Origin of the sequence: Streptomyces sp. NPDC058637, from assembly GCF_042717325.1 — a bacterium.
In the GTDB taxonomy this organism is placed as follows: Bacteria; Actinomycetota; Actinomycetes; order Streptomycetales; family Streptomycetaceae; genus Streptomyces.
Genome location: NZ_JBHXRD010000041.1, coordinates 1 through 24635, shown reverse-complemented (window position 1 = coordinate 24635; position 24635 = coordinate 1). Strand labels below are relative to the sequence as shown.

The window sequence follows — 24635 nt, the reverse complement described above, 5'->3', positions numbered from 1 at the left end:
GGCGCCGGAGAACACGGCACGACGGAAGTCTACTGTGCCGCCGGAGAACACCGCACCGCTGAAATCCACCGTGCCGCCGGAAAACTCCGCACCGATGAAGTTCACCGTGCCGCCGTCGATGATGACGTCGCTGAGGTCGAGGTCACAACCCTGCCAGGAGCGGTGGGTTCTCCGAGGGCGTCGGTAGTGGTCGCCGATGAGGCGCAGGATCGTGTGCCGGACCTTGCGAAAGGCCAGGTAGCGGTGGTGCTCCTCCTGGCGGGCGGGATCGTCGCCGGGGTCGCGGGTAAAGGGAAGCTGGAGGTAGGCGCATAGAACATCGATGCAGGTCTGGCGCAGGCTGTCATCGGGGGCATCGTCGGCGAGACCGGCCAGGGCGTGGACGCCGCCGAGCCGGACTGCGGGCGAGTCGGATCCGAGTTTGTCGACGGCCTGGGAAAAGCGCTCGGTGTGCAACCGGGTGGCTTCGCGGTGTGCGCCTACCTCGTCGACGCGCTGGCGGCGGTAGGCGACGACCAGGGCGACGAGCGCGCCGGCCCCGGCGACCACTCCGAAGGAAAGTTTGACCAACTCGAAGAGGGTCTTGGCGTCCAGCTTGGCGGTGTCGTCGATCTCCTCGAAGTCGAGCAGAACCACCAGCCCGTAGAAGACGCCGCTCGCGACCAGGACCGCAGCGACGAAGGAGAGGCCTAACGCCCAGCCGACCCTCCATAACCGCAGCTTCTGTTCATTCGGGGAGGACCGCGACCTTCGCTTGGCTGTCATGACGATGAAGACAAGGCTCGGCAGTCAACGGTTGCAGCCCGCACGGCCGATCATCGACCGATTACGCCCCTGGGCATGATCGGATCACTGAATGGCCAGATCCACACCGGCGGTGCGCTGCCCTGGCCATTCGGGCCGACTCCAACCCGGCGTTGCCGGCGGCTGTCACGGGTGTAGTCGGCCGGTCTTCTCAGGGTGGGCGGCTTGGACGTGGCGCATGGCGGTGGAGTCAGCGATGGCGAAGAGGCGGATGAGACGGACGGGGTCGGCGCTGTGGCGGGCTTCGGCGGGGATCCGGTCCTGCCACAGGGCGCGGGCGGTCAGCCCGGTGCGGCCGATGGCGTTCCGCAGGAGTGTTTTGCCGATGGGTGGACCGGTGGGGTCGAGGGCGGTCTGGGCACTGACCAGGAGGTGGGGGTTGGCACAAACGGGCCAGGTGTTCTGGCGGTGGGTGAGCCAGGTGCACAGGAGCTCGGTGGTGAGTGAGTCGAGGTAGAGGGTGCGGCTTGGCAGCCGGAGGCGGCCATTGGCCAGGTCGAGGTCACGCAAGGGGATGGCGGCGGCCTGGGAGGGCAGGACGGCGTGGATGGCGGTGAGGGCGACGAGGAGGCGGGCGAGGGGGGTGTGAGCGCGGTCGAGGAGGCCGGCGAGCCGGTCGCTCGCCAGGGGGCCGGGGCAGTGGCGAGTTGGCGGGCAGGTGGAGGCCGCGGGTGGGGTCGCGGAAGACGACGCGCTGGTGCCCTTGACCGCCTTGGCGAACTCGGCGTCGAATCGCTCCCTGCCGACCTCATGCCGGGTGGATGAGGCGGCTTTCGTAGGCGAAGATCACGGCCTGTATCCGGTCGCGGAGTTCGAGCTTCTGCAGGATTCGCCCGAGGTGGGACTTCACGGTCGCCTCCGCGAGATACAGGGTGGCCGCGATCTCGGTGTTGGACAGGCCGCAGCCCACCTGGATGAGCACCTCGCGCTCGCGGGCGCTGAGCCGACTCAGCCGCTCGTCGCGCTCGGCGCTGCTGCCGTCGGGTATGTGCGGGCGGAGGTTCTCCAGCAGGCGGCGGGTGATCCGCGGGGAGACCACCGCGTCACCCGCTGCCACGCTGCGTATCGCGGTGAGCAGTTCCTCGGGCCTGGTGTTTTTCAGCAGGAAGCCCGAGGCTCCGGCTTTGAGCGCGGTGAAGGCGTATTCGTCGAGGTCGAAGGTGGTGAGGATCAGTACTCTGCTCTGCGGGGAGATCCGGATGACCTCTCGGGTTGCCTCGATCCCGTCGGTCCCGGGCATCCGGACGTCCATGAGGACGACGTCGGGGCGCAGGTCCTGGGCGAGGCGTATGGCCTGGACGCCGTCCGCGGCTTCGCCGACCGGTGCCATGTCGGGCTGCGTCTCCAGGACCGTGCTGAAGGCCATACGGAGCAGCGCTTCGTCGTCGGCGATCAGGATGCGGATCGTCATGCGGACGCTGCTCCGCTGCTGCCGAGGTCGAGGCGGGTGTGGACTCCCCAGCCGCCGCCCGGGAGCGGTCCGGCCTGCAACGTCCCCCCGTAGGCGGCCGCGCGCTCGCGCATGCCGGGGATGCCGTGGCCGGATGGTGTGGCGCCGGGGAGTGGCGGGCGGGGGCCGCTGTCGGTGACGTCCAGTGCGACGGTCTCGGTCGAGCACCGTATTCGGACCTTCGCGTGTGTGCCGGTGGGTGTGTGCTTGAGGGTGTTGGTCAAGGCTTCCTGTACCAGGCGGTAGACGGTCAGTTGTGCGGTGGCGGGTATGTGGGTGTGGCCGCCCTGGACGTCGACGCGGGTCGGCAGCCCGGCGGCGCCCATCTGGTCGGCGAGGGCTGCCAGTTGTGCGATGCCGGGCAGCGGGTGGCGCTCCGCGTCCGGTTCGTCGGTCCGCAGGATGCCCAAGGAGCGTCGCATGTCGGTCAGGGCCTGCCGGCCGGTCTCGGAGATTTGGAGCATCGCGGTGGTGGCCTTGGCGGGGCACCGGTGCTGTGCGTAGACGGCGGCGTCGGTGAGCGCGACCATGACGGACAGGTTGTGGGTGACGATGTCGTGCATCTCCCGGGTGATACGTGTCCTTTCCTCGGCGACGGCCAGCCGCGCCTGCTGGTCATGCTCTTGCTCCAGTCGTGCGGCGCGTTCCTCCACGGCGACGAGGTAGGCGCGGGTGGTCCGCACATTCACCCCCAGGACGGCGGCGGCGACGACCATTGCGGTCACCGCGACGAAGGGGGTCAGGAACGCGCCTTCCGTCGCCCAGCGCAGGCAGGCCAGCAGGGCCCCGGCTTCCACGATGGCACCGGCGACAAGCGTGCCGCGCCGGCCCGATTTCGCGGCCACCGTGTAGAGAGCCACCAGCAAGGCGATGTCCGCAGGCAGTTGGACGTCCATCAGCCACTGGACGAAGGCCGCGGCTGCCACGGTGCCGAACACCGTGAGCGGGGCCCGGCGCCGCCACACCAGGGGCAGTGCGAGGGCGGCGGTGAGTGCCGCGGTCACCGGGAGCTCTTGCGGCGCGCGCGTGGTCATGATGTTGAGCAGGAGCAGCGCCGGCAGCAGTGAGTCCCACACCATGGGCGGCAGCCGGGGGCACCGGCGCCGGGCGGCTCTCATCGGTCGCGCCGCTCGTGCGGAGGCCAGGTCGGCGCACTTCGTCAGCCGTACGGCTGTCCTCGCCCACGGCACCCGGTCCCGGTAGCGCAACGGGTGGGCACTGCCGGTTTCCGCGGCTGCCTCGGTCATCACACGTCCCTGTCGATTCAGCGTCACAGTGGCCCCAGCAGGGGCCGCCACCGCGTGCAGCCGGAGCCGGGTCGGGTACGGGAGCGTAAGACCCGCGCTGCCCGCATGTACCGCAGCCCTGTCACGGTAGGCCGCGATCCAGCGGAAACGCATGAGTCCACCGTCTGAAGAAGTCGCGCGGAAGTACGACCACAGGAGGAGCCCGGCCACCCCCCACGGTCGCAAGGCCGCTCACATGGGCATGCCTCGGATTGCGACTCCGGCTGTACACGATGGCGCCCCCAGGGCGATGTGGCAGCGCGTGCCCCGCGCCGAGCATGGCCGGGTGACCGCAAACATCATGGGACTGCACATGTCCCTTCTGGAAGTCCTTGTCTTGCTGGGTGCCGTCGCGCTGGTGGTGGCGCGCTGGCTTCCCCTTGCCGTCCGCCAACGCGTCACGATCACGGCGGGGGCAGTGTTCATGCTGTCCGCGATCGTGCTGAGCGTGGTGGGGATCCGCTGGCAGCTGCTGCCAGTACTGGCAGGCGCTGCCGTTGCGCTGCCGTTCGCCCTCTCTCCCCTGCTGCGACGCCGTACCGGCCGGCCGGCGTGGCGGGCCCGGTGGTGGCTGGCCTTGCCCGGGTCGGTGGTCTGCGTCGGCCTGATCGCCACGGGTCCGGTGGCCGTCTGTGCCTTCCCCGTACCCGTGTTCCCCGAGCCGTCGGGCCGTTTCGCGGTCGGCACCCGCGTGGTGCAGTGGACCGACCCACGCCGCCCCGAGACCTTCACCGCCGATCCCCATGACCGGCGCACGGTCGTGGTCCAGCTCTGGTATCCCGCGCAGAAGAGCCCCGCAGGCGCGCAGCGGGCCCAGTACCTCGGCCGCACGGAGCGCGAGGCGCGCACCGTCTCCGACGCCCTCGCCCGCGCGGTCGGCCTGCCTGGCTTTCTGGTCGACGGCATCCCACGTGCCCACACCCATTCGGTCTTCAACGCCCCGGTGGCCGACGGGGGTGGACGGTTTCCGGTCGTGCTGTTCTCTCCGGGATCGGGCGGAGTGCGCACCCAGAACACTGCCTGGGCCGAGGAACTGGCCAGCCACGGCTATGTGGTCGCCGCCCTCGACCACCCGTACGACTCCGCCACCGTCGTCCTCACTGACGGCCGAACGATTCACACCAAGACCACCTCCACCGGCGACCGGGACAAGGACAACAAGCTGGCGGCCGGTTGGACGGCTGTTCGGGGCGCCGACCTCAGCTTCGTCCTCACTCAGCTGGATCGTCTGGGCCGAGGTGAGATCGCCGGCCCGCTGACCGGACGCCTGGACACCGGCCGGGTCGCGGTCACCGGCCACTCCATGGGTGGTGCCGCCGCCCTGCAGGCAGCCCGGCAGGACCACCGGTTCGATGCCGTCATCGATCTGGACGGCTACCCGCACGGCCCCACCTCCCCCTCCCTCCACCAGCCGACGCTCGCGCTCACCCAGGCCATCACCCCCGCAACCGACCCGCAGTACATGCCCCGCCTCACCAAGGCCCTCGAGCTCAACACCGCGACGAGCTACCGGCTCACCATCCCCGGCGCCGCACACCTCACCTTCATGGACGGCCCCCTGTACCTGCCGCCTGTGCCCTCGATAGTCGGCTCCCTGGGCCGCACCGAGAGCCCCCGCGTCGTCGCCGCAACTACTCTCGCCTTCCTGGACACCACCCTGCGGGACAAACCCGGCGATCTGGCCGGCGTTCTGTCGGCCTACGGCGGCCTCAGCGTCTACCGCCCAAGCAACAACCGCTGATCAGCTGTGCGGCGGCAGCCGACGGCACGGCCGTTTCCCAGCCGGAGTGCAGTCCGCGGTGCCGCCCCCGCCGCGGGCCAGCGCGCCAGGCCGATCTGTCGGCAAACGATCGAATGACGACAGGGACGGCGGGCGTCTGAACCCAGCGGGACCTGACGGCGGCCCCGATCCAATGAGATCCGATGACGGCTGACGACAGGGTTAGATGACACCCGAGGTCCGATGCGGCGGCAGAAGCGGGGAACAGCGTGGCCAATCTCGTCTACAAGAGGGTGTCGACCGACCAGCAGTCCACGCCGACCACTAAGTGTTAGTCACCCCAGCCCGTGAGCTGGTGACGGTAGTCGCCAAGCCGGGCCAGCACGATGTCCCCATCAGTGGTCAGGACGCTGGGCTGATGTGCTCCCATGTCGGCCAGCAGGTCGGAGGCGAGGGCGCAGGCGGTAACGACGGCTTCTCGTTTGTCGTTGATGATGGCGGCAAGGTTCGCTGTGGTCTGCGTGGGAGTCGGCGGGAGCGGCGCAGGGGGGCCGTCGCTGAAGGCGTGCTCCGATACCCGCAGGTGCACCGGGGCGTCGCTGTCGTCGAAGCGGTGGAGTGCAGCCATGACCATGAGGTCGCCTGACGCGCCGGACTCCGCCGCCCAGGCTGCCGATGCCTGCACCAGGGCTACGAGGTCGAGCTCCAGGCCGCGGTGGTACAGAATTTTGATTCCTTCAGGGTCGTGCTCGCTGCTGCGGATGTTGATCGGCCGTGCCGCGAAGAAGCTGCCGTCCTGGTGAAGCTGGCCGGTGGGGACACCCTCGAAGCGGACTTGGCGTCGGCCGACCAGTACGGGGCGGTGCGGTCGCGCGTTGGTGGTGATCGCTTCCTGGGCGGCCATGGCGAACCGGTCGAACGCGAACGCGAGCTGCACCTGCGCCGGGGTCAGCCCTGGACGGTTCGTCGGCATGTTCTCGGGATCGGAATCTCCTGTCGTACGGCCACCGCGTGAGTCGCGGTGACGTCCTGAGCAGGGTCCAGCGGCAGACCTGTGGACAGAGACCGGAGATTTCTCCCCCACTCCCCAAATACGGACGAATGACGCGGCAAGGGGCAAACCGTCCGGGCGGCGGATCGGGCCGATGACCCCTTGTCCAGGTCGGCCGTACTGCCGCGAGCGCCGCGTTTCCCCTTGACCACCCCGGCTAACGGCCACGATCAGACAGCGGACAAGGGGTGGCTCTGCACGATGCGCCTGCCCTGGCGCGCACGGCACCGCTTCCTGCTGTGCACGCCAGGGCGGCGCCTCTCGTCCGAGGGGTGCGGAGCCGACCGGCAGGAGAAGACCACCGTGACGACCACCGCCCACCCGATGCCCGAGCCGGCCTTCACGCAGACACACAACCCGTCCCGGGGCACGGAGACGCCGTCCGGTCAGGGGCACACTCACGGACCCACTCACGGGCCCGATGCCGGACTCCCGGCCGACGCGGGCTCCGAGGGCGCTGTGCCTGATCGCACGGGGGATTCACCCTTCGCGCGGGGTGCCGACTCCTCTCTAGTACCTGCTTCCACCGAGTACGGAGTGGAACATGATCTGCGGATACTGCAGCTGCTCGCCTGCACCCGGGTCGCCACGCCCCACCAGCTCCACACCTGGCTGACTCCGATGGCGACGGACTCCAGCACCATCCGCAAGCACCTGCGCGGCCTGGCGAAGGACGGCCTGGTGGCCGCGAACGAGAAGCGGCGCCCGCACATCTGGTTCCTCACCGACGCCGGCCTCGCGGAGGCGCGCCGCGCGGGGCTCGCCGAGCACCGCACCACGACGGTGACCGGTGAGCACGTCGCCGCCTCTCCGGCCTTCGCGCACGCCCTGGCCGTCACCGACACGGCCATCGCGTTCGGCCGCGATCTGGCGCCGGACACCAGATTCGGCACGGCCTTGGGCGAGGTCGGCGACTGGGAGGTCGAAGTCGCCCACCCGCTGGGAGCCGGCGGCCTGCTCATCCCGGACGCCGTGCTGCACCTGCCCGTCCAGAACCTGCCGCACGTCTTCGTCGAACTGGACCGCGCCACCATGTCGCTGGGCAAGCTGATCAACAAGGTCGCAGCCTACGACCGCTACCGCCACTACACCCACCGACCCACCGGCCCGCGCCCCGCACGCCGGGCCCCGCCGGACTGCCGGACTGGTTCACCCGCTACCCCCGAGCCGGAGCAGAAATGAAGTTCCCACCCCTGCTGATCATCCTGGCCGACAAGAAGAAAACCGCCCTGGACAACCGAACCACCGACACCCTCACAGGCATCAGCACCCTGCGCGGCATCCGCCGCCGCGAACTCGCCGTCGGCATCACCACCCTCCCCAACCTCCAAGAACACGGCCCCCTGAACCCGATCTGGCACGGCGCCACCAGCGACAAGCCGCTGCGCCTGGCCACGCTCATCAATGGACGACGGGAGCACGGCGGCGGGTGACAGCCCGGCCCCGCAGATCGTTGATCCCACACGCGGTACCAATCCGGGGATCAAGATCCCCGGCACGGCCTTCGACATCGCCGCGGGCGCCGACGGCACCGTATGGCGCGTCAATGCCGGTGGGCACGTCTACTGGTACACCGGCGAACAGCCGAGCTGATCCCCGTTCCGTCACACGTGTGGGCCCGGACCGGGACGGGATCGGGGGCCCACGCCCATCGGCGGAAGACGAACGAGGTCCAGAGCCTGGGCTCAGCAGCGGCCAGAATCAGATCCTCGGGCTGGTGCATTCGAGCGCTGCCCTCTTCGCGGGGCCGGACTGTTCAGAAAAGTAGGTGGCGGGCGGGGTGAACTGTGACCTCGGCACTGGGGAAAAGAGCCTGGTAAGGGGCCGGTTCCAGTCCTGTGGAGTGCTGTTCCGAAAGCAGCTGAACTGTGCGGACCTGTGGGCAGGTGTCGGATAGTGGCGTGAGGTCAGTGTCTTCTCGAATGTTCGTCACGTACACAGCCTCGAGTGTGGGCAGGTGCGGGGCGGAGAAGAGACCGGGGAGGTGCTCCACCGCGATGCTTATCGTGCTGAGACGCGGGAGTGTGGCGATCTCGGCCCAGTCGCTGGGGTCCAGGTCGCCCATATCGTTTTGGATGTTGAGGAATTCCAGCGCTGGCCAAGCGCTCAGACCGCGCAGTCCGGTCTCTGCGACGGCGTTTCCTCCCAGTGACAGGGTGGTTAGAGGAGCATCTTGCGGGAGGGCGGACAGCCCGCCTGGCAGGGGTGTCGAGGTGGTGAGATTTTGGAGTGTGGAGAGGTGCTCCAGCCCGACTGTCCCGCCAAGGTCCCGGATAAATAGCGAGGTCAACCCCGTCTCCGTCAGAGGCGTCAGGTCCTCAACTCCTGGACAGCTCACTAGATTCATGTTCCGGACCGAGGGTAAAGAGGCGAACGGCCGCAGGTCGCTCAGCAGGGTGTTTTCGTAGAGGCCGAGGTACTCCACCCGCTCGGGCAAGGCCCTCAGTATGTCTGCAGGAGCGTGGTCGCCTGTAACGCCGATTCGTGTCCGATTGCCGAGGCGTGGCAGGGCGCGTACCTGTGAGGGCGAGGTGGCGAAGAGGAACAGGTCGTGGGTGTCGACGTGGGCCATTACCTCGTCGGCGTACACCTCTGCATCGAAGAGATTCCACGCCCGCATCAGATTGATCCGGACTCCCTGCGCGGAATGGTTCCGGTATCGCGCCAGCACTGGCACCGCCGCGTCGGTGCCGACCAGCGCTGCCGTCGCCGTTACCGCCTCGGCTTCGCCGTCGGACAGTGCCCGCGGGCCTGGTAGCAATTCCAGGATCAGCGGACCGGTCTGTGCCAGTTCCTTGACCTCAGTGTCCACGCGGGGAGGCAGTAGCGTCGCCGCCGCCTCCTGGACCCTGCGCCGCACGGCCGGATCGAGCTCTGTGGCGTGTTCCAGGCACGCCATGGCCAGCAGGTGGACACGCTTGTCAGGGGAGGCCGTCAGTAGATTGAGTAACTCGGCCCGCTCACGTGGCCGGCTCTGTGCCACCGCCATACGGATGACATCCGCCCACTGGTCGTCGGCGGCGTGCTCTACCAGCAGGCCGAAGTCGCCGGCTTCCACAGCCGCCCGCGCCCCCAGGTAGTCCTGGAAAGTACGGTGTACGAAGTGGATCGTGTCCGGGCCCGGGGAGAGCAGCAGACCGGTGCGAATCAGGAAGTGGCGCAGCACGGCAGCTGCGTCCCCGACGACTTGCGCCGCCGGAATCGCAGGCAGTACCTCCGCGATGATGCTCTCTGCCCGGCTGCGGTCCATCTCTGTACGGCCGTTACGAATGAGCCAGTGCGCTAGTCGCTGGAGGAGCTGCAGCTGAGGCTCCTCGCTCAGCTCGGGGGATGCCATGTCGCGTTCGCGGTCGCGGCGGACCAACAGCAGGGAGAGAGCGGAGTCGTACAACTCCTTGCGGCCATGTGGGAGGTAGCCACGCCGGTCCCGGTGCAGGGCGCAGATCAGGCCGCACATCAACGGATTTGTGGCAAGGCGTCCCAGGTCCGGTTTGGTGCGGACGGCGTCGCGCAGCTGGGTCTCGTAAGTGGCCAGGACGGCATCTTCGTCGGGTGCGCCCGTGGCGGCCGCACGGTGCCAGCGTTTGATGAAGGCTGCCACATCCGATGGGCTCATTGCGGAGAGGCCGAGTTCCGCGAAGCCGTCGGAGGCGAGCCAGTCCTCGCGGACTGCGGAGGGGCGTGAGGTGACGAGCCACCGGTTGCCGGGGTAGGTCTGCACCAAATCGCGCAGCCAGGTCCGTGTACGTTCGCGTTCGGGCTCTGGCACCTCATCGAGGCCGTCGACCAAGACGAGTCCGCGCCCACTGGCCAGGACGCGGTGCTCCCAGCCCTCCGGCTGACTGCCGGCCAGAGGGCAGCCGACGGCGGCAAGGAAGCGCGCGGGGGAGGGCAAACGTTCGCCGTGCCGGGTGAGAGTGCGCAGAGGGAGCACGAAAGGGATCCGGCCGATGAGGTAGGTCATATGGTCCGCGGGTTCGGTCGCCGCCGACACAGCGAACCACTGGATCAGCGTGCTTTTGCCCGAGCCTGCAACCCCGCGCAACAGCACTCGGTCGTGGTCGGCCAGCGTCTGATCGGCGGGGGCAGAAGAGGAGACAGGGGAAGCCGCCTCTGGCCCGAAGCCGAGTTCTTCCCGGTGACCGATTACATCCAGGCTGAGGTAGGCAGCGTCCAGCGGCCATCGATCCGGCGAGTTGCTGAGATCGATGCCGTAGATCGTGAGATTGCCGTGCTTCTTGGCAATGTAGTTGAGGTAGCCGCGCTCGAAGGCTGTGTCCCGGGCACCCGGGCGTGGGGTACGGGAGAGCACCTCATCGACCTTCGCGACGAGGTCAGCCTGCGTCCGAGTCTGTTCCACCAAGGTACGAGCCACGAAAGTCGAGCGGCGGGTGAAGAACTCCAGGATCTGCAGGCAGGCCCACTCTGTCGCGGAGTCGAGGAAGAACTGAGCATCGGATGACAACCCATCTGGATCGGGCCCCTCGTGACGCAATCTGCGCGCCATTTCCCGATGACCGAGCCGCACGGCCTGGACATCGCTCATGTCCAGATCTCCTAGGGCGAGCAACCTTCGGGCCAGTGCATCGGCCACGGCACCCCGCTCCTGAGTGTGGAAGGGACGTTCGCCTGGCGAGTTGATCGCTTCCTGGACCAGATGCTCCGCGAGCTTGTGCACGTCCTTCTCACCTAGCGTGCGCTTCTCACCACGGAACGAGACCAGGTCCTTCATTCGCACGGGCTTGTCAACCAGGCCAGCACCAGGCCCGTCCGCCACGAAGAGTTTTCTGATCAGTGAGCCGACTAGACTGGAAGCCAGCCTGCCACCGAGGACCACAGGATCCATCCGCCACCCCCATGTATTACGGATATGGGGGGAGCCTAGACGGTGGTCACGACAGCTGTCCCTATACTCCCGTAGCTCGAACATCCCTCGTCGCCGTCGGACAGAAACGGCAGTGTTGCCGCTATCCGGGGCGGCCGTGTCACCCTCGTTCGTGCGTATGCTCCAAGCAGAGGGAAGCGCTCGTGAGCCACATATTCGCGCACGTCTACGAGTAGCGGCCGGGTCGAGATTCTCGGCACCGCCTACAGCGACCACGACCTGGTCGTGTTCCTCGATGGCGCTGGCGTCGCCGAACCCGAGGCCATCCTGGACGACCCGCAGTGGGTGGAGTGGCGCGGCGGCCCCGCCCACCAGTTCCACGCCGCTTGACGGAGGCGGTGGGGCCGGGCGCAGCATGTGCAGCAGCCCCACCGCCGGTCAGCCGATCAGCTTGTGCAGCACGGGAACGCTGCCCCCAGCGGCCACCAAGCCCGCCGCGACGGCCGCGGGCACGGACTTGTCGTGGAGGAACATGAGGCCGCCCATGACGAGGCCGATGATGACAGCCGCCAGGAACACCACGGCGGCGTGCACCGACAGCAGTGGGGTCTCCGACAGCATCCCTGCGCTGGCCAGGCCGAGCGGTTCGGGTCGGATGGGTATGGGGGAGTGCGGGTGCGGGTCCCGAGACATCGGGAGTCTCCTACGAGGCGGAGGAACAGAGGCGGCGGACACCTGTGGTGGTGTCGTCCGCGTGGAGGTGGCGCGCGCCTCGCGGTCGGCGTTCCTGCTGCGGCTCTCTGGAGAGCGTCCCTGTGGGGCTTCGGCCCGGCCCAGGGTGGGTGTGTTCAGCGTAGCGGCGATCGGCGCGGCTGTTGCCCCGGTTGTCTGGCGGGTAGTCATCGGTACTGCCTCCGACGTGAGTTCGACATGGCGAGCGGGACAGTGACAGGACTCAGGTGCTTGCGTCTCGTCCTGGCGGGCACGGCTCCCCCTTCACCCCGTAGGGCCGGAAGCCGGGGCTCGAACAGCAGCGATCGGGAGAAAATATCCCGGGCACGACGAAGGCCCGGGCACCTGGTCCGGGCCTTGCGCTGTCGAAGTCCTCTATCGGGTCGGATGCCAGTAAGGGAGTCGGTTACCTTCCGTCTACTCGTGCTTCCCCGGGGCGGTTGGCGACTGGGACTGGTCCGATGACCCGCTCCGATCGCCGACGGGTGACATCGCGGCCCAGCCGTTCATTGATCCCACATGCCTGTACTGCCGTCACCTGAAGAGATCGAAGCCGCCCGCACGCCCGCCGGTGGCTGGAAGCGCGACCAGCTCGCTGAGTGGGGTGTTCCGTGGCCACCGCACACGGGCTGGAAGGGTGAGCTGATCAAGCGCTGGGAAGTCGCGCGCCAGGACGGCGTACCACCGCCGTCCCTGTCCAGCCCGGCCTCGGCCGACTTCGCACGGAGACGTCTGACCTCGGCTGACGGAACGAGGGTCGGGTCGGCCAGGATCTACCCTGTTCGGCCCCATTCGACTGTTAACCAGGTGGATTGTGATCTTCAGTAACGTGATGCTGCCGAACGTCTGATTTCAGTCATTCTCGCCAACTCTGTCTCTCCTTGCCGGCTTCTCTGGCACCGTTCCTGATTGCAATGAGTGATCGTTTAGTCACTCGATGGATCTTGGATGGGGGCGAGGGCCGTGTTGGAACAGGCACAGCTGGTGGGAATGGCGGGGGCGGCCGCAGCTGCACTGGTCGCGGAGATGACCAAGGAGAGCTGGGCGTCGATGCGCTCTCTGGCAGCGCGACTTTTCCGGCGCGGTGGCCAGGAGGAGGAAGAACGCCAGCTCGCCCGGCTCGACGCTGACCAGGTGCAGGCGGCCACGCTGGATCAAGCGGCCCTGCGGGAGAGGTGGAACCGGCGGCTGCTGACCCTGGTGGAGGACTTCCCCGAAGCAGCCGACGACCTGGCGGCGATGGCGCGGCGCAACCCGGAGGAACAGCAGGGCGGGGTGAACCAGAGCGCGGAGAACAACACCGGCTCCGTCATCCAGATCGGCAGGGACAACTCCGGCAGCTTGAACACGGAGCGAAGGTGACCACGCCAGACGGGCAGGGTTTGCCTCAGCCCCGCACCAGCCCGCCGCTATTTGGGCAATCCGCTGTCGGCAACCTTGGCCCGACCGTCCAGGTCGGCGGTTCCAACACCGGCAACATCAACATCACGGGCCGACCAAAACTACCGGTCATCGCCATTGCACGCGGTGACCGGGAAGCAGCCCTGGAACCGCTCTGGGCACACACGCCGACCCCGCAGCAGGCCGCAAATCTCCTTGCTGCACATGGCCTCGCCGTCATCGTGGGGGAACGCGGCACGGGCCGGCGTATCTCAGCAGTCCGGGCCCTGCACACCCATCTTTCCGCCCCCGCAGGGGCTCCCCAGCTCTACGACCTTGCAGCCGACTGGGAAGACGACGAAGTCCCGGAAAGGGAAGTCCTGCCCGAGCCGATCGCCGGGCACGGCTACCTGATCGATGGGTCCTCGCGCCTGATGTCCGAGAACGCCGCCCGTGCCCTCATGGCCTGGGCGGAAGAACTGCACGCTGTTGGCAGCGGCCTTGCCATTACCGGCCGCCAGCGGGACTGGCGCGGGGACAACCGCTTCGAGATCGGCGCGGTACGCCCTGACGCAGTCCAGGTCGCACGCAATCACCTCGCTCATGCCGGCAGCCACGCACAGGCGGGGTGGCTGCAGACAGATGCCCAGCGTGCTGCGACACGCGGCCTGCTACGCCAAGCCGCCCCTGACCGGACCGTTGGCATTCTGTCTGACCTCATCACGCGCACCGTCAGCCCCGGTGACGCTACCGCGATTGCCGGACGCCTGCGCAACATCGACCCCGGTCGACTCGCCCGTCCTGCCGAACACAGAGAAAGCCCACCCGATTCGCCGGAGTACCAGCAGGGGGTCAGGGAGCTGCGGCGCATTCGGGAGGAGGTCCTGCTGTGGACCAACTTCCTGGAGGAGACGCTCGCCGGCACGGGCACCCGCGGCCAAGACCGGATGATGCTGCTTGCCGCCGCCTACCTCGAAGGCGCCCCCCTCGAACTGTGCATCAAGGCAGCCACCGCGTTCGGCTCCCGCGACGAAGCGCTCGCACGCCGCTACCGGGAAGGCCGCAGCCCCCGGCGCCGACTGGCTGACGTCGGTGTCGACACGGCCGACGACACTGCTGCCTTTCACAGCCGCCCAGGCCTCGCCCTCTCCGCCATCCGTACGGACTGGCACCACTGGGCCGACGAACGAAAGGAAACCAGGGAGTGGCTCGCCCGTATCACGGCCCCTGATGGCATCGCCAAAGACTGGGCCGAGCAGATCGGATCCCGACTGCTGGAACTGTCCATCACAGCGGTGGAATCCCCCTTCTTCACCATCCTCGACACCTGGACCAACACCTCCCCTGACGAACAACGCCTTCACATCGTCACCGCACTCATCACCCGAGCCGCGGAGACCGAAGAACTCGCACGAGCCGCTCACAAACAACTGCTGGACTGGGCGACAAAGGGCCACTCGCATCGCCGCATGGTCGTCGCTCAGGCCTGCAGCGGCCGCTACGGCATGCGATGGCCGCACATGGCGTTCGTCCGGCTACGCCACATCCTGGCCCTCGACGACGAAGCAGCCCGCATCGCCGCCAGCGCCCTGAGCACCCACGCGGCCGCGAGTACCGACGGGTTGCAACGAGTCATCGAAACGGTTGAGACCTGGTTCGAGAGATACCCGACTCATCTCGCCGGGCCCCGGGCTTTCCTAGCGCTCACCGACCCCACACACCGCGTCCTGGACACCCTCATGAGCGCGGCCCAAGCGGCCCCGTCCGTCCGGGACTTCTTGATCAACGGCTGGATGCAGACCCTGCGACAGCCAGACGTGCGCGACCACGCCCACCAGATCCTCCTCGGCTGGGCCCGAGCTGCCCACGAGGGCCGGCTGAACCGCACCACGACGTTCGGCATCCTCACCGACGTTCGCAACGCCCACACCCCGCTCGATGCCATGTCCCGCTTTCTGTACGGAAGCCCGGACCAAGACGACAAGGCACTGATCGAAGCGCGCTTCGCCCTGGCTAACCTCCGGGCCTGCAACCACACCCAGTGCTCCGAACCCCACTGCCCACTCAAGGAAGCTGTCGGCCCTCTTCCGGACACCAGCACTGCCGGAGGCACAGGTGAGCCCTCATCGTGACGCCTCCACAACACGCATCAAATTTCCGCTGATCCGGTGGCTGCTGGCACCACTGACCACGTGCCGCGCCCGGCGTCTGGCAGCGGCGTACGGGCCAGGCATGGACGCCCGCACGGCCTGGGTGCTGGCCCGGACAACCACTCATCCCGAAGAGATCCCTTTCGCCATGAACCACCTGAGGCAAGACGAAGAGGACGACTCGTAGGCGATGAAGCACCGGCCGTTGGCCACCTTGGCTGACTGAGGAAACAAGCGCCGGGGCCGGACAGGGAGTGATTCTGTCCGGCCCCGAGTACGCCCGCGCCGCAGCCGCAGCGATCCGGACATGGGCCACCCGCCGTGGTGGACATCGCCCTGGCGGCCGTTGATGTCGCCGCAACCGTGTTCGTGATGAATGACAAGTTCGTGGGCGGGGGTACGACCCAGGAACCCCTAACGACGCTGTGCGAGGACTGCGACCAGCGGCACGAGATCGACTGGGAGCAGACGTGGCCGGGCGCGACGCGCCAGGACCCGGAGCAGGATTCGGCGTGGCGTGCCCGAGCAGAAGGCTGCCGGCTGGCTCTCGCGCCTGCCGCTGAGCCGGACAAGCCTCCCAGACAGCCGCGCTTCTCCTTCCGGCACGGGGCCAGCCCGGCGAATTGGATGGATACGACGGAGAAGGCACGTCATGCTGGAAGCGATGATGCGAGGGGGGAAGCGTGAGCCGCGGGCAGACGGAGACTCTCGACGAGAGGCACCAGCGTTTGCTGGAGGCTTTCGTGTTGAGGGCCCGCAGGGTGGAGGAGCACTCGCTGGCCGCCGATTGGGACGCTCTTGTCGAGCTGACCCGCATGAGCATCAACGTCCGTGTTGACCGAGGCGAGGTCCGGATCTCGTACGAGCTTCCGCCCGAGGAAGTGGTCGAGTCTGCGGCAGCGCGTATCAGGCCAATTCTGTTGGAGCAGGAGGACTGTTTTCACATGAAGGCGCTCTCGGCTCTGGGCTACACCTGTCGAGCAGCGCCCCAAGATGCGGCGTGGATACGGGCCGCACGTGCTGAGTGGCGGACACGGGTAAGCCCCTCCACGCGCGACGAATCTGGCTATTGGGTCATGGTCGCTGACACGTCCACGGGGGAAGAGCGTGACCTCGATGCGCATGGGCTGGCTATGGCCTGGATCTACGGAGACGTGGTGCATCACGATCCAGAGCGACGAAAGGAAGGCGACACGTTCGGACTGCGCGACCGGTTTCGCGCTGCTGTACCCCTGGTGGCCTGGGCGATGGTCAGCACGATCGAACTCCTGAACTTTGTCCGGGCACTGAACGAGGCCGGGATGCTGAAACTTCGACAGGAAGTGTTCGACGAGCAGGTCGCCTTGAAGTCGACCGTGTGGGAAGAGCGTGCCGAGATGTATTACGCACCCGTCGGCGCTCAACCTCCCTCGCTTGCGACCTCTCCCATGCCCGAGGGATGGCTCCCTCTGAGCAAGGCATCTGACCTGTCGGTTTTCCGCCACCACATTGCGGGACAACTTATGAAAACGGAGCGCTCACCATCCATGATGTATCTCCCCTCACCGGAAGAGGTCGAGGCCGCCCGCACGCCCGCCGGCGGCTGGAAGCGGGGCCAGCTCGCCGCCTGGGGCGTTCCGTGGCCCCCGCCCAAGGGCTGGAAGGACGAGCTGGTCGAACGCTGGAAGGCCGCCCGCCCGAACGGCCCACCGGCGCCCCCGCCCACTCCGGGCCCGGCCGACTTCGCACAGGAAACGCTCGACTTCGGCTGACCGACGACAGCGGGGCCGGACAGGATCCCCCTGCCCGGCCCCGCCGCTCGCTCCCGGCTACTCGCCAGCTGAGGCGGATGCGCGGCCCTCGCCCGAACGGGAGGTCATCCAGCAGGACTTCCTCCAGCTAAGACCGTGGCGGAGGCTGACCAGTTCGGCTGTGTCGGTGCCAGCGGGCGGACCGGCTACACCTGTGCACCTTTGCCCAGCTTCATTGCAGTACCGACCCCTGGAGAAGGACATGCCCAACGAACCTGCATTTCCCTTGGTCATCCGGAAGAACTCCGTGTGGTGCTGGGAGCCTCTCAGTCCTACCGAGCGGTGCCAGGTCGAAGTGACCGCCGCCGAGTGGACCGGGGGGAGTGGTACGTCGAAATTCGGGCGCTGGAGGACGCCGGTCACATGTGGACCGGGAGGTGCATGTCATACGAACTGAACTGGTTCGTGGAGGCGGCCGTACTCGTGAGTGAGCCAAGAGGATCCAGTCACGACACCAGGCGAGTGAAGGCGACGATCGAATTGAGGAGCAGTCATGGCTGAGCGCCCGGGTGCGGAGGCCCGGCTGGCGGTGTATGTGAGCTGTCCTCGGGGTGAGTGAGGAGTGGGCCAGGGCCGGCGGCCCGGCGGCCTGGGGCGGCAGGGGAGAGGTAGCCGCGGTCCCGGGCTGCTTTGATCCAGTCCTTGATGGTCGGTTCCGGGCGGTTGAACAGGCCAGCCAGGCGCCGGTGGAGACCAGGGCCGTTGATGGCTTCACGCAGATAGGCGTGGGCCACGGCGTGCAGGAGTTTACCGTCGAGCGGAGGCCGCCCTCGCTGCGCCGACTGTGCGAGCGCGTTCGCGTTCTCCAAAGCTTGCCGGTGCGCTGGTGCGAGGTCTGATCCTGCCTCCCGCGATCGGCCCAGGACGATGACGCCTTCTTCTTTCCACGACTGGTCGGCCAGTTCGGCCTGGGCCCGGGCGACGATCTGACCCAGCGGGATACGACGCAACACATCACTGGTGATCGGCGCTGGCACTGCCACCACCGCGTCCTCTTCTGGGGGACCGACGAAGTCTCCCCAGTCGTCCCAGTAGCCCCAATCCGGTTGCCAGAGCTCGAGTTCGATCACCCCGAGGCCGGACCCTTGGTTCGCCAGGATGCCGTGCACGGTGACCGGCAGGTCGGCTGCCTTGTAGAGGAAATCGGCGACGTAACCAGGGCCGCGCTCTCGCTGTTTAATAAACAGCGTGAGCTCCGGGCCTGGTACGGCGTTCTCGGGGATCTCCGCCAGGTCGGGGTAGTCAGCCCAGGGTTCCATCACGGTGGAGATGAGAGACCCTTTCCAGAGGTCCAGCTCCTGGGTGCTGCGTGCACAGTCGTAGGAATGGTCACGGACACGAGGATGGTCTGGCTTCACACGGAGTTTGTCTTTTGGAGCATCGGGGTTGACGTAGTCGTCGGCGTTGAATACGGGCTCGGGCATGCGCCAAGGCTAAAGACCACCGGTTCGCGCAGTGGATGAGAAAAGCGGGTGAGTAGGCGCGCGAGGCAAGTCACCCTTGCAGCGTCCGCAAGTCCGGAGGCCAGCACGCCCCTGGATCGGGACTACATCGAACGGCGGGCCACTGGACGGCCTGCTGTTTGACATCACCGGCTGGACAGCGGACGAGATCCAGGCCGACATGGCGCTGATGACCGAGCTGGGGCAGTTCGGCGTCGGCGGCAGGGCGATGCACGACCCGCGCCCCGGGCCGCTTCGATTAGACCGGCGACACTTCCTGACTGTCTCGGCCGATTCACCCCCGACCTAGGGGCACTCTGGAAACTTGGTGAGCAGGAAGACACCGCGCTGTGGTCAGTGCGGGAAGCCTCTTCCCGACGGGTCCAGGAAGAGCCGTCGGTACTGCTCCGCGACGTGCAGAACGCGGGCCTGGCGCACGACGAAAGCCCGACGCAAGGCGATCGAGGCCGGCGGCGCTGCTCTCAAGGCGGTTCTCGAGGGGCGCCGCCATCCTTGGCCCCAGTTAGCCCGCCCGAGGGGCGGGGTGCAGCGGGTGGCGATTGGGACGAAGCGGCCGGTGGCGACGGCCAGCGAGGCAGCGTTGGCGACAACTCCGGTCGCGGCGAGCTCGACGAATGGAGCACGGCCCTCGACCCAAAGACCTTCCCGTTCGTGACCCGGATCGCCGCCGACCTCGGTCACCACGAAGACCGCGACCAGTTCCTCACCGGCCTCGACCTGCTGCTCGACGGCCTGAGGACGCAGGTGGCCACCGGCAGCTGAGGGCTCGACCTGCGCGAATCCGGTCCGCACGAACGTGGCCGCGAAGCGCCCCTGGGGCCGACGGCAGGACGACGGTTGGGCGCATCGGCACTGCGGCCCAGCAGCCGGGCCGTGATGGACCGGGCGGCACCTTGGGCTATCGCGGCGGGCAGGCCGGCACCGGCAGCGGGCTGCTGTGGGATGGGCGCGAGGGTGGGCGGCTGGACGCGCGCGGGATCGTTGTCCCGGATCATGATGCTGCTCCCTTGAGCAGAGGGATCAGAGGACGGCGGACACCTGTGTGGTGTCGTCCGCGGGGGTGTGAGCCGCGCGGTCGGCGGTCCTGCTGCGGCTCTCTGCGTGAGCGCGTCCCTGTGGGGCTTCGGCCCTGGCCCAGGGTGGCGTGTTCAGCGTAGCGGCGATCGGCGCGGGTGTTGCCCCGGGTGCCTGGCGGGTGGTCATCAGTACTGCCTCCGGCGTGAGTTCGACATGGCGGGCGGGACAGTGCCAGGACTCAGGTGCTTGCGTCTCGTCCTGGCGGGCACGGCTCCTCCTTCACCCCGTAGGGCCGGAAGCCGGGACCCGGACAGCAGCGACCGGAGAAGAGATTCCGGGGCACGACGAAGGCCCGGACGCCTGGTCCGGGCCTTGCGCTGTCGAAGTCCTCTAGTGAGTCGAACGCCAGTAAGGGAGTCGGAGACCTACCGTCCACTCGTGCTCTCCCCGGGAACGGTTGGCGACCCAGTCCGGATCGCGTACGGGCATGGGCGCCTTGGCATGGGCGCCTGCGCCTCGGGAGCCGGAGCGCGCAGGATCCGCCAGCTGGTACGCGGCGCGGTGACGATGTGGGCCAGGACGACGAGGGCCTGCCGCCCGGCACCGCCCCGGACCTACGCCCCGGTGAAGCGGACCTGATCGGCCGCCCAATCGCCCGCCCGCTGCCACGGACGCAGCCGCCTGATCAGATAGCCGGCCGCGAGCGCCACGGCCGCGGTGACGGCGACGCCCATCACGACCACCGCATCCCGATAGGAGCTTGGACGTACACCGCGTCCCACCATGCGTGACCGTAACGGGCCCGGTATCCGGGCTGATTTGGACTGCGGTGTGAAGGCCAGCCCAACAGGACCAGTTGACCGCTATGTTCCGTTGCCGTCACCGGCGGGGGCGAGATCACGATAGGGGAGGCAAGACCTCGTAGACGAACGCCGCGAGAGCGTCGTAGTTGGTGGCGCCGTAGCGGTGGTAGTCGCCATCGCTGGTGAGAAAGACGCCGAACGTCGCCTGCGCGTGGATGTGGAACCGGGTTCCCAGGTCCACTCGACGGCTTCACCATCGGTTGCACCGTCGTCGGCGGTGTGGCGCACACCATCCGGGGTCTGAAAGGCCCAGTGCAGACCGCGGTTTTGTGGGTCGGCAACCCGGCAGGTGAACGTTACGACGTCTCCGGGCCGCAGCGTCGTCTTGGTGCGCAAGCTGAACATCTGGGGCTGGATCTCTTCGGCGGTCTCGGCGCTGTTGCCGAAGCTGTCCCGCACAAGCTCGATACGCGGGAAATATTCGCCGGCGGGGTCCTGACCGCTGATGTGTATGGTCACTCGGTTCCTAATCTCCCCTGCGATCGCGCTCAATAGCTCCTCCTCGAAGGGGAGCAGCTCACGGCTGTGGGCTACGGTGTTGCGCAGGGCCTCAAACCGATCCAGGAGAACGGTGATCTCCTTCTTGGCGCCCAGGGCCCCGTCAAGCGCTTCCCAGTGGGTGTTGATCAGCCGAGCCAGCTGGGTGAACTCGGCGTACTCAATCAGGTTGGCAGGGACTGCGACCACGCCACGCCGGGTGCGGCGCTTCTGTTCGACCGTCTGTTTGTTGCGGAGCCTGGTCACGTCGTCAGCATCGAAGACGTGACTGATCCAGTCCGGGCCGAACTTGGCTCGCAGGGCGATGGTGAACAGGTCTCGCAGTGACCGCTCACAGCTGGCCAGCGCCACTGGTGGCTGCATGAGGGGCACCGGGATTCCTTGCTGCTACGCGCCGTCGAGTGAGGGTTCGCCGAAGAAATCCTGCACTGCATCATGATCAGCACCCTGTGGTACGGCTCCGCTCTCATCCATGACGTGATTGGCTCCCGCCACGCCGTGGTTACGCAGTCACTACCGGAATCGCGGCCACTGACGCCGCCCTACGCCCACCGCATCCCGATAGCGGACAGCAGCTCCACCCGCTCCGGCGTCAGCGTCGCCACCCGGGAGCGCTGATTCCCGACCCACGCACCGAGCCGGAGCTTCCGTTCCTCCTGGCCCTCGCTGCCGTTGACGGTAAGGCGCTCGATGTGCTTCCGAGGTACCCGCAGGTGCCGCTCGCGCTCGTAGAACTGCCGGGCGGCCTGGTAGTTCAGCCGCCACTTGTCGGCCTGCGTACGGTGTGGTGGCGGCTTATCGTCCTCGCTGGCGGGCTCGATGCCGAGAACTTGCTCGCACATCCACTGCTGCACGGTCGTGAGCTGGTCCCAGCCGAGCCGGACCGACTGCACCCACCGTCCGAGATCCTCGCCCTGGCGCACGACGTCGCTCACCTCGGTGGGCAGCGCCTCGCCTGCATCCAGGTGCATGCGGACTAGGTGGAAGCAGCGCTGCCAGGTCACCGGCCAGCTCGGGCACCAGGACGCGTCGATCTCCTCCAGCTGTTCGCGCCGCTCGTTCGACAGCGCCCCGGTCGACGACTCCACCGGCAGCCCTTCGGCACGCCGCTGCTCGTTCTCCCGCGTTTTCCGGGCGGCGGCCCTTGCGTTCTTCAGGAAGATGCCCACCTTCGCGCCCTGGAAGGTGGCGTCGAGCGGGGCCAGGAGGTGTCCGTGTTCGGCGGCCCACCCGCGTGCGGCGGTCAGGCCCTCCTGCCACGCGACGTCGAAGTGGGACCAGATCATGCCGAGCTTCTCCAACTGGGTGACGCGGTCCTTGTCCATGTCGCCGCGGGCGTAGAAGCGGCGGGCGTCGGCGGTCCACTGCCCGAGAGGGAAATTGGCGAGCGAGGCCGGCCACCCGGTGCCTTCCGCCTCCTGGTCGTCGACGGCGGGCACGCGGTAGGTGAAAGGCACTCGCAGGTCCCCGTGCTCCCGCGCGTAGATCACGGCGGCTTCCACGCCGCGCCGCCAGTGCTCGTGCTCGGGGTTGAGGACCCGCAGGTTGATGAACGCGGCGAGGGCGGCCGGGTCGCGGGGTGTGGAGAACTTCAGCAGCTGCCGGGCTGGAACCGAGAGTCGGTCGCTTCGGTCGCTCTCGGCTCCCTCGCCTTCGTCTCTGCTGCGGCTTTGAACGCCCCTAGACCGGCTCTGTGCCTGTTGCTCGGCGAGCTGTTCCACGATGCGGGTGTCGTGAGCTCTGAGCGCTTCAAGCAGCTTCGCGAGGCTGCCGTACGCTCGGCTGGTGAGCATGCTGTCGGCTGTCTCGCCGGGGCCGAGCAGCACCGGCACCACGAGCGAGGCCATTTTTCCCTCGCCGGGTTGCATGCGTAGCGCCCGGCCGACGGCTTGGACGAGGTCGGGCATGGAGCCGCGTACGTCGGCGAAGTACACGGAGTCGCAGTGGGATGTATCGATGCCTTCGCCGAGGACGCGAACGGACCCGAGGAACGTTTTCTCCACGACCGTGCCGTCAGTATCGATTCCCATAGAGAACTCGTCCAGGACACGGCGCCGGTGGAGCGGCTTGTGCTCCCCGCAGAGCCAGTTCGCCCAGATCGTCTTGGGGTACAGCTCCGGATCCGACTCGTGCAGCTGCTTGGCGACATCCGGCAGACCGGCGGCAAAGGCTTCGGCCTCTTTCACCAGATGGTGGAAGACCAGCGTGCGCCGGAAGCCTTCCTCGGCTGACGCCTTCACCAGAGCGGTCTGCAGGGCCGCGAGCCGGGCCCCGCGGACCTCGTCCGTGCCGCCTTCGGTGCCCAGGAGCTGTGCGGCCTGGAGCTGGGTGTCAGTGATGTCCACGCACACCACCTGGTAGGGGGCACAGATTCCCCGATCGATGGCCTCCGAGAGGGGCAGGATGAACGCCCTGCTGCCGAAGGGGCCCTCGGGGTCGTCTTCCATGCTCGCGACCAGCTCACCAGGTGCGCCGGCCTCGTCCTCGTCCCCGAGCTGCCACAGTCGGGGCGTGGCCGTCATGTACAGGCGGCGCAGGGAGGGGATCTTCTGGTTGTCGTGGACGACCGCCCACGGCTTGCCGATCCGACCCGAAACGCGGTGGGCCTCGTCCACGACGATCAGGTCCCAAGCCGCCAAGCCTGCGGCGTGTGCTCGCTCCAGCGTGCCCAGACCGAGGCTGGCGTACGTGGCGTACACGGTCACCTTGTCCAGGCCACGGGTCCACTCCACGAGCTCGTCCACGTCCGTGGTGTTGGGGAAGGACACCTCCTCACCCCGCAGCGAGGACACCCCGATCATCGGCCCCCGGCGGCCCCCCTCGCGCCACGCGGCCTCCGTCTGCGCCAGCAGGTCCAGCGAGGGCACGAGCACCAGTACCCGGCCGGCGTGGAGCTCCTCGGCGCTGCGCACTGCCACGAGGCTCTTCCCGGACCCGGTCGCCATGATCACCTGGGTCCGGAGCCCTCGCTCGGGCACAAGCGGCCGTGCAGGAAATGCGAGAGCACGAAGCACGGCATCCACCGCTTCTCGCTGGTGGGCTCGTAGTTCCCTGACTGCCATTCCGACCCGCCTTCTCCTACGACCGCGAGAGAACCCGCACCCGATGCGGGAGCACAAACATGCACGTAGACGCTGCCTCCATGACTACAGCGAAGCCGCCCAGACACCGGATCCCACATCCTCTACAGGTCACCGATCCGAGATGCCTCTCGCTCCCGAACCCAGTGGGCGCGTTATTCCATAGTCTATCCGAAGTAAAAAATGAAGCAGAGGAGGTATGACTCAACACTCACGCCACGGGTACGCGGAAACGACCACTGTTCACCAACGTATCGGAGGCACCATGAACCAGAAGACGGAAGGCCGGCAGGGCAATCGATTCTGCAAGGCGTGCGGCACACCCGCAGAAGACGGAAAACTGTGCAATCACTGCGGCAGTGTTCTGGGCCTGCCGGACGGCGCGGGGTTGATCGAGGATCAAGGCGGGGCAGCGCGACGGGCCTTCGAGGAACATGACGAGCAGCGGGAGCAACACTGACCGAGACGGAAGAAACCGGGGCGCGAGGCGCGTCTGTCTGTCCCTGCTGGACCAGCAGGGACAGAC

At 67.7% G+C, this 24635-nt stretch carries 21 protein-coding genes; 11 read left to right on the top strand and 10 right to left on the bottom strand.

Going from position 1 to position 24635, the window contains the following annotated elements; translation table 11 throughout:
• From ACFWVP_RS30620 to ACFWVP_RS30605, 4 genes are all read right to left on the bottom strand, one after another.
• The coding region (locus tag ACFWVP_RS30620) for a pentapeptide repeat-containing protein (protein ID WP_384501231.1) at positions 1 to 765 on the bottom strand (765 nt) is incomplete at its 3' end.
• 165 nt (positions 766 to 930) lie between these two features.
• Positions 931 to 1314 (bottom strand): hypothetical protein, encoded by a 384-nt coding sequence (locus ACFWVP_RS30615; protein ID WP_384501230.1) that lies wholly within the window; start codon positions 1312 to 1314, stop codon positions 931 to 933.
• Positions 1315 to 1552: 238 nt separating this feature from the next.
• Positions 1553 to 2215 carry a response regulator gene (locus ACFWVP_RS30610; protein ID WP_384501229.1) on the bottom strand — a complete coding sequence of 221 codons (663 nt, stop codon included), beginning with the start codon at positions 2213 to 2215 and terminating at the stop codon, positions 1553 to 1555.
• On the bottom strand, positions 2212 to 3372 hold the full coding sequence (locus ACFWVP_RS30605) for a sensor histidine kinase (RefSeq protein ID WP_384501263.1): 1161 nt from the start codon (positions 3370 to 3372) through the stop codon (positions 2212 to 2214). Before ACFWVP_RS30605 ends, ACFWVP_RS30610 begins: the two co-directional genes overlap by 4 nt.
• 418 nt (positions 3373 to 3790) lie before the next feature.
• Here ACFWVP_RS30605 and ACFWVP_RS30600 point away from each other — a divergent pair, with 418 nt between their 5' ends.
• A complete protein-coding gene (locus ACFWVP_RS30600) occupies positions 3791 to 5281 on the top strand; it encodes a dienelactone hydrolase family protein (RefSeq protein WP_384501228.1) in 1491 nt (496 codons plus the stop codon).
• Between the two features lie 310 nt (positions 5282 to 5591).
• Here ACFWVP_RS30600 and ACFWVP_RS30595 read toward each other — a convergent pair whose 3' ends face one another.
• Positions 5592 to 6233 (bottom strand): hypothetical protein, encoded by a 642-nt coding sequence (locus ACFWVP_RS30595; protein WP_384501227.1) that lies wholly within the window; start codon positions 6231 to 6233, stop codon positions 5592 to 5594.
• Positions 6234 to 6848: 615 nt separating this feature from the next.
• Here ACFWVP_RS30595 and ACFWVP_RS30590 point away from each other — a divergent pair.
• The 3 genes from ACFWVP_RS30590 to ACFWVP_RS30580 are packed head-to-tail and all read left to right on the top strand — an operon-like array spanning position 6849 to position 7904.
• A complete protein-coding gene (locus ACFWVP_RS30590; protein WP_384501226.1) occupies positions 6849 to 7493 on the top strand; it encodes a replication-relaxation family protein in 645 nt (214 codons plus the stop codon).
• On the top strand, positions 7490 to 7744 hold the full coding sequence (locus ACFWVP_RS30585; protein WP_384501225.1) for a hypothetical protein: 255 nt from the start codon (positions 7490 to 7492) through the stop codon (positions 7742 to 7744). Before ACFWVP_RS30590 ends, ACFWVP_RS30585 begins: the two co-directional genes overlap by 4 nt.
• Entirely contained in the window at positions 7716 to 7904 is a 189-nt protein-coding gene (locus tag ACFWVP_RS30580) for a hypothetical protein (RefSeq protein ID WP_384501224.1), read from the top strand. The genes ACFWVP_RS30585 and ACFWVP_RS30580 overlap by 29 nt, the downstream gene beginning before the upstream one ends.
• 163 nt (positions 7905 to 8067) lie before the next feature.
• On the opposite strand, the gene ACFWVP_RS30575 is transcribed toward ACFWVP_RS30580, so the two are convergent.
• Positions 8068 to 11157: an NACHT domain-containing protein gene (locus tag ACFWVP_RS30575; RefSeq protein ID WP_384501223.1), complete on the bottom strand. Its 3090-nt coding sequence runs from the start codon at positions 11155 to 11157 to the stop codon at positions 8068 to 8070.
• A 417-nt stretch (positions 11158 to 11574) separates the two neighbouring features.
• Positions 11575 to 11829 (bottom strand): hypothetical protein, encoded by a 255-nt coding sequence (locus ACFWVP_RS30570; protein ID WP_363306559.1) that lies wholly within the window; start codon positions 11827 to 11829, stop codon positions 11575 to 11577.
• 1002 nt (positions 11830 to 12831) lie between these two features.
• Between ACFWVP_RS30570 and ACFWVP_RS30565 the strand changes: the two genes are divergently transcribed.
• The 4 genes from ACFWVP_RS30565 to ACFWVP_RS30550 all read left to right on the top strand — a co-directional run bounded on the left by ACFWVP_RS30565 (position 12832) and on the right by ACFWVP_RS30550 (position 17149).
• Positions 12832 to 13230 carry a hypothetical protein gene (locus ACFWVP_RS30565; RefSeq protein WP_363306558.1) on the top strand — a complete coding sequence of 133 codons (399 nt, stop codon included), beginning with the start codon at positions 12832 to 12834 and terminating at the stop codon, positions 13228 to 13230.
• Positions 13227 to 15380: a hypothetical protein gene (locus tag ACFWVP_RS30560; RefSeq protein WP_384501222.1), complete on the top strand. Its 2154-nt coding sequence runs from the start codon at positions 13227 to 13229 to the stop codon at positions 15378 to 15380. The genes ACFWVP_RS30565 and ACFWVP_RS30560 overlap by 4 nt, the downstream gene beginning before the upstream one ends.
• A 339-nt stretch (positions 15381 to 15719) precedes the next feature.
• Positions 15720 to 16085: a hypothetical protein gene (locus ACFWVP_RS30555; RefSeq protein WP_384501221.1), complete on the top strand. Its 366-nt coding sequence runs from the start codon at positions 15720 to 15722 to the stop codon at positions 16083 to 16085.
• Positions 16082 to 17149 carry a hypothetical protein gene (locus tag ACFWVP_RS30550; RefSeq protein WP_384501220.1) on the top strand — a complete coding sequence of 356 codons (1068 nt, stop codon included), beginning with the start codon at positions 16082 to 16084 and terminating at the stop codon, positions 17147 to 17149. The genes ACFWVP_RS30555 and ACFWVP_RS30550 overlap by 4 nt, the downstream gene beginning before the upstream one ends.
• Positions 17150 to 17679: 530 nt before the next feature.
• Here ACFWVP_RS30550 and ACFWVP_RS30545 read toward each other — a convergent pair.
• The gene (locus tag ACFWVP_RS30545; protein WP_384501219.1) at positions 17680 to 18612 is read right to left on the bottom strand and encodes a hypothetical protein; all 933 of its coding nucleotides are present in this window, start codon (positions 18610 to 18612) and stop codon (positions 17680 to 17682) included.
• A 76-nt stretch (positions 18613 to 18688) separates the two neighbouring features.
• Between ACFWVP_RS30545 and ACFWVP_RS30540 the strand changes: the two genes are divergently transcribed.
• Together ACFWVP_RS30540 and ACFWVP_RS30535 are read left to right on the top strand one after the other, a co-directional pair.
• Positions 18689 to 18940, top strand: coding sequence for a hypothetical protein (locus ACFWVP_RS30540; RefSeq protein WP_384501218.1), 252 nt, complete (start codon positions 18689 to 18691; stop codon positions 18938 to 18940).
• 203 nt (positions 18941 to 19143) lie between these two features.
• Positions 19144 to 19413: a hypothetical protein gene (locus ACFWVP_RS30535; protein ID WP_384501217.1), complete on the top strand. Its 270-nt coding sequence runs from the start codon at positions 19144 to 19146 to the stop codon at positions 19411 to 19413.
• Between the two features lie 1118 nt (positions 19414 to 20531).
• On the opposite strand, the gene ACFWVP_RS30530 is transcribed toward ACFWVP_RS30535, so the two are convergent.
• Positions 20532 to 21401, bottom strand: a complete 870-nt coding sequence (locus ACFWVP_RS30530) for a hypothetical protein (protein ID WP_384501216.1) — start codon at positions 21399 to 21401, stop codon at positions 20532 to 20534.
• 170 nt (positions 21402 to 21571) lie between these two features.
• Positions 21572 to 24091 (bottom strand): Helicase associated domain protein, encoded by a 2520-nt coding sequence (locus ACFWVP_RS30525; protein ID WP_384501215.1) that lies wholly within the window; start codon positions 24089 to 24091, stop codon positions 21572 to 21574.
• Between the two features lie 283 nt (positions 24092 to 24374).
• Between ACFWVP_RS30525 and ACFWVP_RS30520 the strand changes: the two genes are divergently transcribed.
• Positions 24375 to 24569: a hypothetical protein gene (locus tag ACFWVP_RS30520; RefSeq protein WP_384501214.1), complete on the top strand. Its 195-nt coding sequence runs from the start codon at positions 24375 to 24377 to the stop codon at positions 24567 to 24569.
• Positions 24570 to 24635: the final 66 nt, after the last annotated feature.